Source organism: Aeromonas sp. R2-2 (genome assembly GCF_040908355.1).
Taxonomy (GTDB): Bacteria; Pseudomonadota; Gammaproteobacteria; order Enterobacterales; family Aeromonadaceae; genus Aeromonas; species Aeromonas veronii.
The window spans coordinates 26,749-39,901 of sequence record NZ_JBFODQ010000018.1 but is presented as its reverse complement, the minus strand read 5'-3'; the positions used below and the strand labels follow the sequence as shown (position 1 = coordinate 39,901).

General features: G+C 57.4%; 13 protein-coding genes and 3 tRNA genes. 4 read left to right on the top strand and 12 right to left on the bottom strand.

Features of this window, described 5'->3' with window-relative positions:
• From AB5Z09_RS03110 to AB5Z09_RS03095, 4 genes are all read left to right on the top strand, one after another.
• Positions 1-489, top strand: a 489-nt coding sequence (locus tag AB5Z09_RS03110; protein ID WP_368194614.1) for a hypothetical protein, incomplete at its 5' end; no start/stop codon positions are given.
• Entirely contained in the window at positions 486-2,096 is a 1,611-nt protein-coding gene (locus AB5Z09_RS03105) for a hypothetical protein (protein ID WP_368194613.1), read from the top strand. The genes AB5Z09_RS03110 and AB5Z09_RS03105, both read left to right, overlap by 4 nt.
• Positions 2,097-2,729: 633 nt before the next feature.
• The gene (locus tag AB5Z09_RS03100; RefSeq protein ID WP_368194612.1) at positions 2,730-3,551 is read left to right on the top strand and encodes a hypothetical protein; all 822 of its coding nucleotides are present in this window, start codon (positions 2,730-2,732) and stop codon (positions 3,549-3,551) included.
• A gap of 297 nt (positions 3,552-3,848) precedes the next feature.
• Positions 3,849-4,313, top strand: a complete 465-nt coding sequence (locus AB5Z09_RS03095) for a hypothetical protein (protein WP_368194611.1) — start codon at positions 3,849-3,851, stop codon at positions 4,311-4,313.
• An 84-nt stretch (positions 4,314-4,397) separates the two neighbouring features.
• On the opposite strand, the gene nadS is transcribed toward AB5Z09_RS03095, so the two are convergent.
• From nadS to msbA, 12 genes are all read right to left on the bottom strand, one after another.
• On the bottom strand, positions 4,398-4,676 hold the full coding sequence (gene nadS / locus AB5Z09_RS03090; protein WP_368194610.1) for a NadS family protein: 279 nt from the start codon (positions 4,674-4,676) through the stop codon (positions 4,398-4,400).
• A gap of 7 nt (positions 4,677-4,683) precedes the next feature.
• On the bottom strand, positions 4,684-5,004 hold the full coding sequence (locus tag AB5Z09_RS03085) for a type II toxin-antitoxin system RelE/ParE family toxin (RefSeq protein ID WP_368194615.1): 321 nt from the start codon (positions 5,002-5,004) through the stop codon (positions 4,684-4,686).
• Between the two features lie 172 nt (positions 5,005-5,176).
• Positions 5,177-5,263 (bottom strand) — tRNA-Leu (locus AB5Z09_RS03080).
• A 41-nt stretch (positions 5,264-5,304) separates the two neighbouring features.
• A tRNA-Cys gene (locus AB5Z09_RS03075) sits at positions 5,305-5,378 on the bottom strand.
• Between the two features lie 35 nt (positions 5,379-5,413).
• Positions 5,414-5,489: transfer RNA gene (locus AB5Z09_RS03070), tRNA-Gly, on the bottom strand.
• A gap of 181 nt (positions 5,490-5,670) precedes the next feature.
• A complete protein-coding gene (gene pgsA, locus AB5Z09_RS03065; protein ID WP_031227442.1) occupies positions 5,671-6,225 on the bottom strand; it encodes a CDP-diacylglycerol--glycerol-3-phosphate 3-phosphatidyltransferase in 555 nt (184 codons plus the stop codon).
• 199 nt (positions 6,226-6,424) lie between these two features.
• Positions 6,425-8,278, bottom strand: a complete 1,854-nt coding sequence (gene uvrC, locus AB5Z09_RS03060; RefSeq protein ID WP_368194609.1) for an excinuclease ABC subunit UvrC — start codon at positions 8,276-8,278, stop codon at positions 6,425-6,427.
• A 127-nt stretch (positions 8,279-8,405) separates the two neighbouring features.
• Complete coding sequence (gene uvrY, locus AB5Z09_RS03055) at positions 8,406-9,050, bottom strand: UvrY/SirA/GacA family response regulator transcription factor (protein ID WP_005337448.1); 645 nt, start codon at positions 9,048-9,050, stop codon at positions 8,406-8,408.
• Between the two features lie 212 nt (positions 9,051-9,262).
• On the bottom strand, positions 9,263-10,012 hold the full coding sequence (kdsB, locus tag AB5Z09_RS03050; RefSeq protein WP_128815636.1) for a 3-deoxy-manno-octulosonate cytidylyltransferase: 750 nt from the start codon (positions 10,010-10,012) through the stop codon (positions 9,263-9,265).
• Positions 10,009-10,197: a Trm112 family protein gene (locus tag AB5Z09_RS03045; protein WP_005347033.1), complete on the bottom strand. Its 189-nt coding sequence runs from the start codon at positions 10,195-10,197 to the stop codon at positions 10,009-10,011. The genes kdsB and AB5Z09_RS03045 overlap by 4 nt, the downstream gene beginning before the upstream one ends.
• Positions 10,198-10,320: 123 nt before the next feature.
• Positions 10,321-11,322, bottom strand: a complete 1,002-nt coding sequence (gene lpxK, locus AB5Z09_RS03040; protein ID WP_368194608.1) for a tetraacyldisaccharide 4'-kinase — start codon at positions 11,320-11,322, stop codon at positions 10,321-10,323.
• Positions 11,322-13,085 (bottom strand): lipid A ABC transporter ATP-binding protein/permease MsbA, encoded by a 1,764-nt coding sequence (gene msbA, locus AB5Z09_RS03035; protein WP_005359702.1) that lies wholly within the window; start codon positions 13,083-13,085, stop codon positions 11,322-11,324. The genes lpxK and msbA overlap by 1 nt, the downstream gene beginning before the upstream one ends.
• Between the last annotated feature and the right edge of the window lie 68 nt (positions 13,086-13,153).

The following is a 13,153-nucleotide window of genomic DNA, read 5'->3' as shown; positions in this document are numbered from 1 at the left end:
ATGCAGTTTCAGGACAAGGACAGCAGCGGCCAGACCAGCTCGACCAGCAGCTCGGAGCAAGGGGCCAAAGCCAAGGAGCTCGATATCTCGGGCCTGGTCCCCTTCAAGGATGAGCAGACCCTGAGCCGGTTGTTTGAGTTGGCCGACGCCAAAAGTGATGGCGGCAAGCGCCACATCTACCGGGTCGGGTCGCTGCTGGCCAAGTCGGTCAAGGTGCGTCAGGCCAAGTTTGCCGGGCGCATCACTGCCAGCGAACAGGAGGGGCTGCTGGCGTGGCAAGTGCAGTTCACCCTGCGCGAACACAACTCGGTACCCGAGAAGCGGGAACAACGGATGCCCAAGGCACCGGCCACCGTGGGCCAGGGCAACGCCAACACCAAACCGGCCAAGCCGTCAGAGGGAGCGCCTGCCTCCGAGCAGGAGCAGCTGAGTTCATGGGAGCAGGCCATCAAGGGGCTGGATAACAAACTGGGAGACCTGATGGCGTGAAACTCTCGACCAACCTCACCCTGGGCGGCCAACCGGCCAACCTCATCGACCACGATATCGTGCTGGATCTCTGCGCCGGCGGCCGCGCCGCCCTCACCATCGAGGGGAACGCCAATAAGGGGCAAACCCTGACCGTGGATCTGGGCTACAACGGCGAGCTGCGGCGCTGGTTTACCGGATATGTGTATGACGTGCAGCCCGCCAGCAATGGCGCCTGCAAACTGCTGTGCCGCGAACTGGCCGGTATGCTGGGGAGCGCGTTTCCGGTGAGCCTTCAGCACGCCACTCTGCGCAGCCTGCTGGCCTGGTTGAGCGACCAGACCAAGCTCACCTTTTTGCTGCCGGATGGGGCCGACTATACCGATCGGCCTATCCCCAATTTCACCAGCGCCGGCACCGGCTATCAGCTGCTGAACAACGCCGGTCGCGCCTTTGCGGTGCCGGACTTCATTTGGCATCAGCAACCGGATGGCGCCATCTTCGTCGGTAGTCACGCCCACAGCCGCTGGGCCGAGCGGGCGGTAGAGCTGGATCCGGCCTTCTCTGGCCGTCAGGCGGGCAACACCCTCACCACGGCGCCGATCCCGGCCATGCGCCCGGGCGCACTCGTCAACGGTAAGCGGGTGGTACGTGTACGCCTGAAGGGTGACGAGATGACCCTCACCACGGCGACACCAGGTAAACCGGTGAAGTCGCCGGAGCGGCGCAAGATGGAGGGCGAGTTCCCGGAGCTGGCCGACCAGATGCACCTGCCCAAGTTCGGGCGGGTCGAGGCCATCAGCGACAACGCAGCCGCTGGCCAGCTCAATGATCCGTTTCGCCCGCGCTATGCGGTGGACGTGCAACTGCTGGGGGAAGATGGCCAGCCGGACAAGGCCGCCCCGCTCTATCGCGCCGTGCCACTGCCGGTAATGTTCGGCGGGTCCGAGCAGGGGCTGCTGCAGTTCCCCATCGAGGGGACCATCGTCGAGCTGGGGTTTGCCTTCGGCCGCGCTGACAGGCCATTCATTCGCACCGTGCTGGGCTCAGGCTGGCCTCTGCCAGACATTGCCCCGGGCGAGCAGCTCCAGCAGCTGCGGGCCGAGGTGTTCAGCCGCACCGATACCGTGGGCAACCAGAGCCGCCACACTGACCGCACCCAGCATGACAAGGCACTGTTGATGCACCGCGAGGCGGATGACTACCAGGGCGAGTTCGGCCAGCACCGACTCACTACCCTGCAGCACAGCGTGGAGCAGATCGGGGCGATGAAGCGCATCGAGGCGCTCGGGGCCATCGAGCTGCTGGCCGGTGATGACTTGGTGGCGGGGTGCCTGGGCAACATGAGCCACACTGCAGCCGGTGATCTGGTGGAGGTGATCGGGCAACTACGGCGCTGTGTGGTCGGAGAGCTGCAGCACTTTGAGGCGCCACGTTCATGGATAGGTAGCGAGGGGGTGAACATCTTCGGGCTGCTGCTCCAGCTGATGAACGTGGTGGAGCAGCTGGCCGCTGCCACCGCGAGCCATACCCACGGTGGGCCAGCACCCACCAATGCCGATACCTTCAACGGCCAGAGCAAGCAAGCTGGCCAGTTGGCCCAGACCCTATCCCCCATCATCGAGTAGCCCACCAAGCGAAGAAGGCCCCACATTGTGGGGCCTTCTTCTATCTGCCTGACAGCACCAAAGCATGGCCAGGGAAAGGCGCCGCATGTAGGGCACCGTCAGGCAGGCGCACATCATACGCGAGGCATAGAGCCAAGCACAGCAGCCAGAGCGTCACGGAAAGCCCACGGCGGCGTCTGCGCCACGGAATCCGCGCTCATCCGCTCCCGCCTGCGCGCCGCACCAATATAATTTTTTGCAAAAGTGGATTACCGCAAAACCATAGGCCCAGACCGCGCCAGATAAAGGATCTCGGGCGAGGTGAGGATCTGAAAGGATCGAAAGAAATTGCAGGGTTTTACAGTTCGACAGGGCTCTGGATAACAACGGTGAACGCATAACTTGTTGAATTTATTAGGAGTATCATAATTTTCGTGGGTGTTTGAATGATCGGACAGGATCTATGTGGTTACTTTGTATTGTCTGAAAGGCTTTTATTTTCATATAGTTAAGTTGTAACGCCTATGATCTGGAAACTGAAATATTGAAAACCTATGTAGTCACATCCCAACTACTGGCTCACATTTCCATTCACCATATTATCAGTACAATAACGGACATATTTGAAACTCGTCATTTCCAGCGTAGGGATACATGAAGAAGCATCAAGAGATCAACTGGGGGCGCTGGCACTGGTTAAGGCAACACCTCAAACAGGTACGAAAGTCACCAGAACCAAAAGAGCCCCAAGCCAAGATAGCCACATTCCTGACGACGGTATTTGCAGCAATACCGATCATCACCGCTGGTATCTATTTATCTGGAATGGCATATCACTTTGGCGAATGCCTAGTTGATGGGCTGGAAATTTTTGAGTTTCCGTGGCCTGCTGACCTATACCTCGCCTGGGGATACATGCAATGGCTAGACGCAGGTAAGATCTATCTCAAGCCGGTGTTCTGGGGCATCGTTGCCATAACATTCATCATCGTGGTTCTATTCCTATGCGTCGGGCTACGGCTCAGATGGGCATGGTATTGCCATCGTTTATGCTCAATACGTCTTCCAAAGGTAAAGAAATTCTTACGTAGAAGAGCACTAGTGCCAACGCCAAGGCTTTTTATCTTTTTTCTCTGGTTGAAAATTATCTATGATCGGTTTGCCATTTTGGTCATACCGGCCATGCTCGTTCTCTTACCCGCAATATTTAGTTTCAATGAGGGCTTTAGTTCTGCCCAAGCAAGGGCGAAAAGGTTGGAAACCGGTCAATTGACTACAGAGGATGCCAAGGCACAATCGCCCATTATCGGCGATACACCACACATCCGTTTGATATGCAATAGTGTTCATTGCGCCTATCGGCTACAAGGGGGGCAAGTCAGACTTTTGCGCCATGATCAAGTCGAGCAAGTGGCATGGAAAGCGCCCAAAGACACTTCAGATAACTCGTCAAAAGAAAACAGCACTGAAAAATAGCGCTGCTCTGGTGCCGGGCACTTTATGCCTGGCACTGATCATCCCCCTCATGTTTGCCCCCTCGCCAAACAGGCATCCCTTGCCCTAATTGAAGTCAGCCATCTGTGCGAGAACGGGGCCATCCGCGCCGTCGCAGATACCTACTTCACCTGGCCGAACTAGCCGCCCTAGCTATTAGTATGTTCAGGCTTCACCGCGAGCCAATAGCGCTCAGCCGATAATGTGACCGGTCACGCATTCACGATGCGTGACCGAACTTACTATATGAAATTTAGATAGTTAGATTCAGGGATGTTTATGGAACATAATTTAGAACGCCTCAAAGAGCACATACTGCCACTGTCAAATTCACCTCACTTTCCTATGGCAATAAAGGAATGGTTTCTTGTTGGCATCGAAATAAGCGAAGAGTTTGATTACTGTCCTTGTGGACAAGCGATTAAAGAGCACTGTTATATCGAAAATCGCATGACCGGGAACAAAACATACGTAGGCAACGTATGTATTAACCGTTTTATCGGGATTGATACTGGAAATCTATTTGATGGACTTAAGCGTATTGCGAAAGATTCAAAGGCTAATGCCAACAGAGACTTAATTGAACATGCCTACAAACTTGGGTACATTTTCGAAACTGAATATGGTTTCCTGATTGATACCTGCCGGAAACGTAAACTGTCGCCAGCACAAATTTCTTGGAAAGAAAAAATAAATCGTAGAATAACGAATAAAACTGTCGTACAACGTCGTACGAGAGAATAGCGTTTATCTACCTCCTTACTCCAACTATTACCTAAAAAAGAAGGCCCCAATATGGGGCCTTCTTTTAGAAGTTTGGCGCCTAGGTCAGTGAGCTGCCAACTCACGAAACAGGTCAGGCTTATCCTGTATGAGTCCCAACACTTTCGCAGCCAACCCAGTTGGATTGCGGCGCCGGGTTTCCCAGCTTTTGACCGTATCCACACTCGTTCCTAATGCTTGGGCAAACTCCTGCTGTGATACCTTGAGGTTAAGGCGGATGGCCTTGACGTCAGTGACCTCGTATTTTGTCCGTGCGGCAGGCTCTACGCGACCCTGCTTGATCTCGACAGCCTCTTCAAGAGAAGCCTTCAGTTCGTCAAACATGTTCATATCAAACCTCGCCTTTCAGTAACGCGGTCAATTTCTTCAACTCTGCTTTTTCTGCGGCAGTGAGGCTCTCTTTCTCACTCTTCGCATAAGCCAGTACCAGATAAATCGTCTCAACGGTCGCCAAGAAGTAGATCACCCTGGCACTGCCGCTTTTCCCTTGCTGGCCTGTTGCCATGCGAATTTTTCGCAGGCCACCAGTACCTTGGATCAAGTCGCCTTTTTCTGGCTGAGCAATCAGCTCCGCCTGTAATGCTCTAAGCTCATCGTCTGTCGCTAGGGCTTTTATCTGCCTGGTGAAGATCGACGTCTCTATAAATTCAATCGCGTGACTCACGCATCACTCACTCTGAACACTTGTCCTCACTGGTGTACACAGTACACCCTTTGAGTTCAAGAAACAATATGGCCATTTTTGCCGTCGCCACTCTGTCGCCACTTGGCCGAAAACAAAAAGGCCACTATTGCTAGTGGCCTTCGTAAGTCTTTGATTTTAATGGTGCCCGAGGCCGGAATCGAACCGGCACGACGCGAACGTCGAGGGATTTTAAATCCCTTGTGTCTACCGATTTCACCACTCGGGCACCGCAATCGGTATCAAGCTCGCGTGGCGGGCTTGTCAATATGGAGGCACGTTCCGGAGTCGAACCGGACTAAACGGATTTGCAATCCGCTGCATAACCGCTTTGCTAACGCGCCATGCAAAAGAGAGTTGGCTCTCTATTGTCTGAATTTGGAGCGGGAAACGAGACTCGAACTCGCGACCCCGACCTTGGCAAGGTCGTGCTCTACCAACTGAGCTATTCCCGCATTGGTCTGGCTGACTGCCTGACTACGAGGACGCATTCTAGCGATGTTCCTCGCCCAGTCAACCAGAAATATTTAATTACCTGATCGTTCGGGCATTTTTTGCCCTTTTTGAACAGTTTTAGCGCCTTTGGCCGTTTCCTGCCTCAAATCAGCGGAAACCTCACCTTGCGGCGCAAGTGACTCACAGGTTGGCGTGGTGGGTCAAATCGCCCCAGGCTGCCTTCATGTACTGGAACATCGACCAGAAGGTGAGCACGGTGGCGACATAGAGCATCACATAGGCGAGCCACACCATCCAGACGTTGTATTGCCAGATAAGACCGGTGAGCGACACCATCTGGATCATGGTCTTCCACTTGCCAATCCAGCTGACCGCCACCGAGGAGCGTTTGCCGAGCTCAGCCATCCACTCACGCAGGGCGGAGATGATGATCTCGCGGCCAATCATGGTCATGGCGGGGATGGTCACCCAGATGGTGTTGTAGTGTTCGACGATGACCACCAGTGCGGCGGCGACCATGATCTTGTCGGCAACCGGGTCAAGGAAGGCGCCAAAGGCGGTGGACTGATTGAGCTTACGGGCCAGATAGCCATCAAACCAGTCGGTGGCAGCGGCCAGAATAAAGATGATGGCGGCAGCCAGATAGGACCATTGATAAGGCAGATAGAACAGGATGACGAAGACGGGAATGAGCAAAATCCGGAAAAACGTCAACAGGTTAGGTATGTTTGTCATTATTTTCAGCCACTTCTTGTACGTCGCTACATAGTGCGCCAAAGCCGATTTGCGATGCAACCGCACTGGCGCCCGTCTTGGTCTTTTTAATCCATCAATCTTCTCAAAATGCGAGGGCCATTATGGCATTTACGGCCCCCCCGCGTCACGGCTCTTGTGCATCAAGGAGTTAGCGATTTTGCCATGCCGCTAACCCTGCTCAGGCGCTGTGCAAGCCATCGTGGATGGTCTGGGCCAGCTCCTGACTGATGCCGGGTACCTTGGCCAGTTCATCCACGCTCGCCTTTTTGACCTCCTGCAGGCCGCCCAGATATTTGAGCAGCGCCTGCCGCCGCTTTGGCCCCACCCCCGGAATATCCTCCAGCGTGCTGCTGGTGCGGGCCTTGGCCCGTCTGGCACGGTGGCCAGTAATGGCAAAACGGTGGGATTCATCGCGAATATGCTGAATAAGGTGCAAAGCGGGCATATCTGCCGGCAAATGCAGCTCTTCGTGGCTCTCCCCCATGATGAGAGTTTCCAACCCCGCCTTGCGGGTGACCCCCTTGGCAATCCCCACCAGCAGCGGATATTTACCGCCGAGAAACTCCAGCTGACGGGCCAGGATCTCTTCGGCGCGACGCAACTGACCGAGGCCACCGTCAATAAACAGCACGTCCGGCACCTTGTCCGGCTCCTGCTGCTTGCCAAAGCGGCGCTCCAGCGCTTGCTCCATCGCCGCGTAGTCATCACCGCCAGTGATACCGTCGATATTGAAACGACGATATTCCGATGAGAGCGGCCCCTCCCGGTTGAACACCACGCAAGAGGCCACGGTGCGCTCCCCCATGGTGTGGGAGATATCGAAACACTCCATGCGGGCGATGGGGCGCTCCAGCTCCAGCAGCTCTTCCAGCTGGTCGTAGCGGGCGGTGATGGTGCTCTTGTGAGCCAGCCGCGAGCGCAGCGCCGTCTCGGCGTTGATAGAGGCGAGCTTGATAAAGCGGGCCCGTTCGGCGCGGGTACGGCTCACCACCCGCACCTTGTAGCCTGCGGTCTGGCTCAGAGTCTCGGCGATGACGCTCTCGTCCTCAAGGGCCACATCAAGCAGCACCTCGCTCGGGATCTGCCGCCCCCCCTGCCCCGACAGATAGAACTGCAGCAGGAAGGATTGCACCACCTCGTCGAGCGGGGTATCGGCCGGCACTTTCGGGAAGTAGCTACGCGAACCCAGCACCTTGCCCTGACGGATAAAGAGCACATGGATGCAAGCCGCCCCCTGTTCGAAGGCCACCCCCACCACATCCAGCTCGTCCAGCACGTTGCCGCTCACCGACTGCTGTTCGGTGACCCGGCGCAGCGCCAGGATCTGATCCCGGTAGCGGGCTGCCTCTTCAAAGCGCAGATCGCCGCTGGCGGACTCCATTTTTCCCACCAGCTCGCCAATCACCTGCTGGTTCTTGCCCGCCAGAAACAGTTTGGCCAGCTCCACCTGCTGGGCATATTCGGCCTCGCTCACCAACCCGGGTACGCAAGGGCCGGCGCAACGCTTGAGCTGATAAAGCAGGCAGGGACGGGTGCGGTTGGCATAGACCGCATCCTCGCACTGACGTACCGGAAATATTTTCTGCATCAGATGCAAACTCTCGCGCACCGCGCCGCCAGAGGGGTATGGGCCGAAGTACTCTCCTTTGATCTTGCGGGCACCGCGATGCACGCCGATGCGTGGATGCTGGTGCGCGGTGATGATGATCCAGGGGTAGGATTTGTCGTCCCTCAGCAGCACGTTGTAACGGGGCTGGTACTGCTTGATGAGATTGTGCTCGAGGATCAGCGCCTCGGTCTCGGTGTGGGTGACGGTGACCTGGATATCGGCGATCTGTCGCACCAGGGTGCGGGTCTTGATGCTGTCGACGTTGGTGCGAAAGTAGGAAGCGAGCCGCTTTTTCAGATCCTTGGCCTTGCCCACGTAGATCACGGTGCCACCGCTGTCATACATGCGGTAGACGCCACTCTGATGGGTGACGGCGCTCAGAAACGCCTTGCTGTCGAAGAGAGGTTCGGGAGAGAGGGTCATCAGCTACTCGGCTCACACAAAGGCAAAAATTGACGGGCAGAGCATACTGCCCCCGCCGCCCGAAAAGCAAAGGGGCAGAAAAGCAAAAAGGCGGCACTCGCCGCCTTTGTGACCACACGCCACCCGATTAGAGGGTATCGGCATCCAGCATGCCATAGCGAATGGCCAGATGGGTCAGTTCCACGTCACCGTTGATCCCCAGCTTGCTGAACAGACGATAGCGGTAGCTGTTGACCGTCTTCGGGCTCAGGTTGAGCTGCTCGGAGATATCGGTCACCTTCTGCCCCTTGGTGATCATCATCATGATCTGCAGCTCGCGCTCGGAGAGGGACTTGAAGGGATTCTCGTCAGCGGAGGCAAATTGGCTGAGGGCCATCTGCTGGGCAATCTCCGGGGAGATGTAGCGCTGACCGGAGTGCACCAGCCGGATCGCCTGGATCATCTCGTCGGGAGCAGCCCCCTTGGTCAGGTAACCGGCGGCGCCGGCCTGCATCACCTTGGTGGGGAATGGATTTTCTGAATGAATGGTCAGCACTATGATGCGCACATCGGGGCGGATCCGCAGAATTTTGCGGGTCGCTTCCAGACCACCAATACCCGGCATGTTCATGTCCATCAGGATCACGTCCGGATGGTGTTGGCGACAGAACGTAACTGCGGTCTCGCCGCTCTGTGCCTCACCCACCACCTTGATCCCGCGCACATCTTCAAGAATGCGTCTTATCCCTGTACGCACCAGCTCATGATCATCGACCAGGAATACATTTATCACCCAAACACCCCGTTTTATCTCGTTTTAGCCGCCCGGTTAGGGTTAACAGGGCGTCTTGCATCATAACCAAACTCGTCGCTTTGGCAAACCATGCACGCCAAAAGTTTGAGAAAACCCATGTTTAGCGTTTAAAATCAAATAATTATATAAATTTTCAAAACAAAAAACGGTGCCTTGCGACACCGTTTTTCATGACGTTAGTGCTGTGGCCATCACTTGGCCAAAAAGGCCCGCACCTTCTCCAGATCGGCCTGGGTATCCACCCCGACCGGCGGTGCTTCAAGGGCCTGGGCGACGTGGATCTTCTCCCCGTACCAGAGCACCCGCAGCTGCTCCAGCGCCTCGACCTGCTCCAGCACGCTCGGTGCCCAGTCTACGTAACGCTGGATAAAGCCGGCGCGATAGGCATAGATACCGATATGACGCTGGTAGTGGTCACCAATTTGCTCATGGCTCTTGGCAAAGCGATCCCGATCCCAGGGAATGCTGGCGCGACTGAAGTAGAGGGCGTAGCCATCCTTGTCAGTCACTACTTTCACTGCGTTCGGGTTGAACGCCTCTTCGGCATCCTTGATCGGCACAGACAGGGTCGCCATCGGCGCCGTGGCAGCGGCCAGATTATCCGCTACCTGACGAATGATGGCGGGCGGAATGAGCGGCTCATCCCCCTGCACATTGACGATGATGGTATCGGCGGCAAAGCCGTAGTGACGGCACACCTCGGCCAGACGCTCGGTGCCAGACTGGTGATCCGGTGAGGTCATGCACACTTCGACGCCGGTGCTCAGCAGTGCCTGCTGTACCCGGGCATCGTCAGTGGCGACGATCACTCGATCGGCACCTGATTGCAGAGCTTTCTCCACCACGTGCTGCACCATGGGTTTACCATGGATATCCGCCAGCGGCTTGCCCGGCAGACGAGTTGACGCATAGCGGGCAGGAATGACGACGACGAAACTCATGACGGCAGCTCATCGCTGTTGAGCGGACGGGCACGGTTCTCCAGTAGTACCGGGATCCCCTCTTCCAGCGGATAGGCCAGCTTGTCGAAGCGGCAGACCAGCTCATGAACTGCTTTGTTGTAATGCAGCTTACCCTTGCAGACCGGGCAGGCGATGATGTCGAGCAACTTGATGTCCAAAGCCAAAACGATACTCCTTCAACGATGTCGCGCTGGCGGCTTCATCACGCCAGCGATGGATGTCGAGCAACCAGATATTCCATACGGGACCGCTATTGGTCCACTTCTCCCCCATTCAGGCGAGAGAGATTAATCTTGTGCCTTGGTTACGCCTTGCGCCTTTCCACTCGTGTTCAGCTTGTGCAACAAGGTATTGAGCAAGGAGGCGGGCAACTCGGCGCTGACCGGCAGATACCACCAGTTATCGAGGGCAAACGCGCGGCACTTGACCGCATCCTTCTCGGTCATCAGCAGCGGCTTGCTGGCAAAGCGCCCCACCAGCTCATCCCGATCGAAGGGGTGATGATCGCCGTAGGCGGCCTGCTGATCCAGCTGATAGCCGAGCCCTTCCAGGGTGGCAAAGAAGCGGGGTGGATGACCGATCCCCGCCAGCGCATCAACCGGCCCCGACAAGGGGGCGGCAAGCGGTACATCGTCGCGCACCCGGCGCGGGGTGTCGGCGACCAGTTGCATGGGGTACTCCCCCTTGCCCGGCTCGCCGCCGTTGCAGATGATGGCGTCCACCCGTTTGAGACGAGTGACCGGCTCGCGCAGCGGCCCCATCGGCAGCAGGCAGGCGTTGCCGAAACGGCGCGCTCCGTCCACCACCACCAGCTCGATGTCGCGGGCCAGCGCATAGTGCTGCAGACCATCGTCGGTGATGATGATATCCACCTCACCGCTCTGCTCCAGCAGTCGTACCGCGTCGGCCCGTTTCGGGGCAACCACCACCGGGCAGCCGCAGCGCCGGGCAATCAGCACCGGCTCATCTCCGGCCTGCGCCGTAGTGCTGGTCTCATCCAGCCGATAGGGGTAATGGGGCGCCTTGCCACCATAACCACGGCTCACTACCCCTGGGCGATAGCCGCGGGCTTGCAACTGCTCCACCAGCCAGACCACCACCGGCGTCTTGCCGTTGCCCCCCACCGAAATATTGCCCACCACGATCACCGGCAAGGAGGCGCTATACCCCCTGCACCAGCCGTGACGATAGGCGTAGCGGCGGGTGCCGCTGATGATGGCAAACAGCAGGGCAAAGGGGGCCAGCAACCAGCGCCAGCCACTTTTGCGATACCAGAGCCGTTCCAGCATCAGGCCTTGCTTCCCGCGTTGCCAAACTGAATGGCGCGCAGCTGGGCATAGGTGCCGCGCTGCTCCATCAATGCTTCGTGGTTACCGCGCTCGACGATATGACCTTCGTCGATCACCAGGATCTCGTCCGCCTTCTCGATGGTGGAGAGACGGTGGGCGATCACCAGCGAGGTACGCGCCTTGCAAAGCTCGTCGATAGCCGCCTGAATGTGGCGCTCGGACTCGGTATCGAGGGCCGAGGTGGCCTCATCCAGCAGCAGAACCGGCGCATCGCGCAGCAAAGCCCGCGCAATGGCAACACGCTGGCGCTGACCACCGGAGAGGGATGCACCGTTCTCGCCAACCACAGTGTCATACCCGTTGCTCATCTTGCTGACGAACTCGTCGGCATGAGCGATACGGGCGGCCTGCACGATCTGGTCGCGGCTGTATTTGTCTTCTGCCGCGTAGGCGATGTTGTTGGCCACCGAGTCGTTGAACAGGTGGACATGCTGGGAGACCAGCGCGTACTGTTTGCGCAGCTCGCTCAACTTGTATTCGCGGATGTTGATGCCGTCCAGCAGGATCTCGCCCTGATCGATGTCGTAGAAGCGGGTCAGCAGGCTGGCAATGGTACTCTTGCCAGAGCCGGAACGGCCCACCAGCGCCACCGATTTACCCGCCTCCACCTTGAAGCTGACGTTGTGCAGCGCCGGAGTATCCTTGGTCGGGTAGGTGAAGGTGACGTTGCGAAACTCGATCTCGCCGCGGGCACGCTCCAGAGTGCGGGTGCCGGTATCCTGCTCCGGCTCGGTGTCGAGCAGGCCAAACAGGCTGTGGCAGGCGGTGATGGCACGCTGGAACTGGTTGTTGACGTCGGTCAGGCTTTTCAGCGGCTTGAGCAGCATCATCATGGAGGTGATCATGACGGTAAACGTACCGGCAGTCAGGGTTGATTTGACGCTGTCAATGGTCGCGACGTAGAGGAAGGCCGCCAGCGCGATGGAGGCAACCATCTGCACTACCGGGCTGCCGATGGCATCGGCGGCGACCATCTTCATAGTCTGCTGGCGCATGTTGTTGCTGACCTGGAAGAAGCGTTTCTCTTCCACCTTCTGGCCACCAAACATCAGCACCTCTTTGTGCCCTTTGAGCATCTGCTCGGTGGAGGTGGTGATATCCCCCACCGCCTGCTGAATGTGACGGCTGATCTGGCGGAAACGACGGCTGATAAGGCCGATGATGACCCCCACCAGCGGGCCAACCACCAGGAAAATTACCGACAGCTGCCAAGAGTGCCAGAACATCAGGCCGAGCAGACCGACCACGGTCGCCCCTTCCCGCACCAGGGTCACCAGCGTGGTGCTCGCAGCCGAGGAGACCTGACTGGCGTCATAGGTCACCTTGGAGAGCAAATGACCGGTGTTCTGACGGTCAAAGAAGCTCATCGGCATTGCCACCATGTGATTGAACACCTGCTGTTGCAGACGCATCACGACGTGGTTGCCGACCCAGGCCATGCAGTAGTTGGAGAGAAAGTTGGCGACACCGCGCAGGGCCACGATGCCGAGGACGAAGAAGGGCATCCATTTCAAAACGGTGCTGTCGTTGCCATTGATGCCCTGATCGATCAGCGGCTTGATGGAGTAGACAAAGGTGGTATCCACGGCGGCGTAGCCCAGCATCCCTATGATGCCACCGACCAGGCCCAGCTTGCGATCACGGACATAACCGAGCAGGCGTTTGAATACTGGCCAGCTCTCTTGTGAGGTTTCTTGTTGCATGAATAGCCGTTAGTAATGGAAATGACGGGCTATTCTAGCCAAAGCGCAGGCTTACACCAAGCGCCGCC

Excerpts from the sequence above, each read along its gene's own strand:
- pgsA (WP_031227442.1), bottom strand. The coding sequence starts at position 6,225 with ATGACAAACATACCTAACCTGTTGACGTTTTTCCGGATTTTGCTCATT.
- nadS (WP_368194610.1), bottom strand. The coding sequence starts at position 4,676 with ATGTTTGACGAACTGAAGGCTTCTCTTGAAGAGGCTGTCGAGATCAAG.
- AB5Z09_RS03095 (WP_368194611.1), top strand. The coding sequence starts at position 3,849 with ATGGAACATAATTTAGAACGCCTCAAAGAGCACATACTGCCACTGTCA.
- msbA (WP_005359702.1), bottom strand. The coding sequence starts at position 13,085 with ATGCAACAAGAAACCTCACAAGAGAGCTGGCCAGTATTCAAACGCCTG.
- kdsB (WP_128815636.1), bottom strand. The coding sequence starts at position 10,012 with ATGAGTTTCGTCGTCGTCATTCCTGCCCGCTATGCGTCAACTCGTCTG.
- uvrC (WP_368194609.1), bottom strand. The coding sequence starts at position 8,278 with ATGACCCTCTCTCCCGAACCTCTCTTCGACAGCAAGGCGTTTCTGAGC.
- AB5Z09_RS03100 (WP_368194612.1), top strand. The coding sequence starts at position 2,730 with ATGAAGAAGCATCAAGAGATCAACTGGGGGCGCTGGCACTGGTTAAGG.
- lpxK (WP_368194608.1), bottom strand. The coding sequence starts at position 11,322 with ATGCTGGAACGGCTCTGGTATCGCAAAAGTGGCTGGCGCTGGTTGCTG.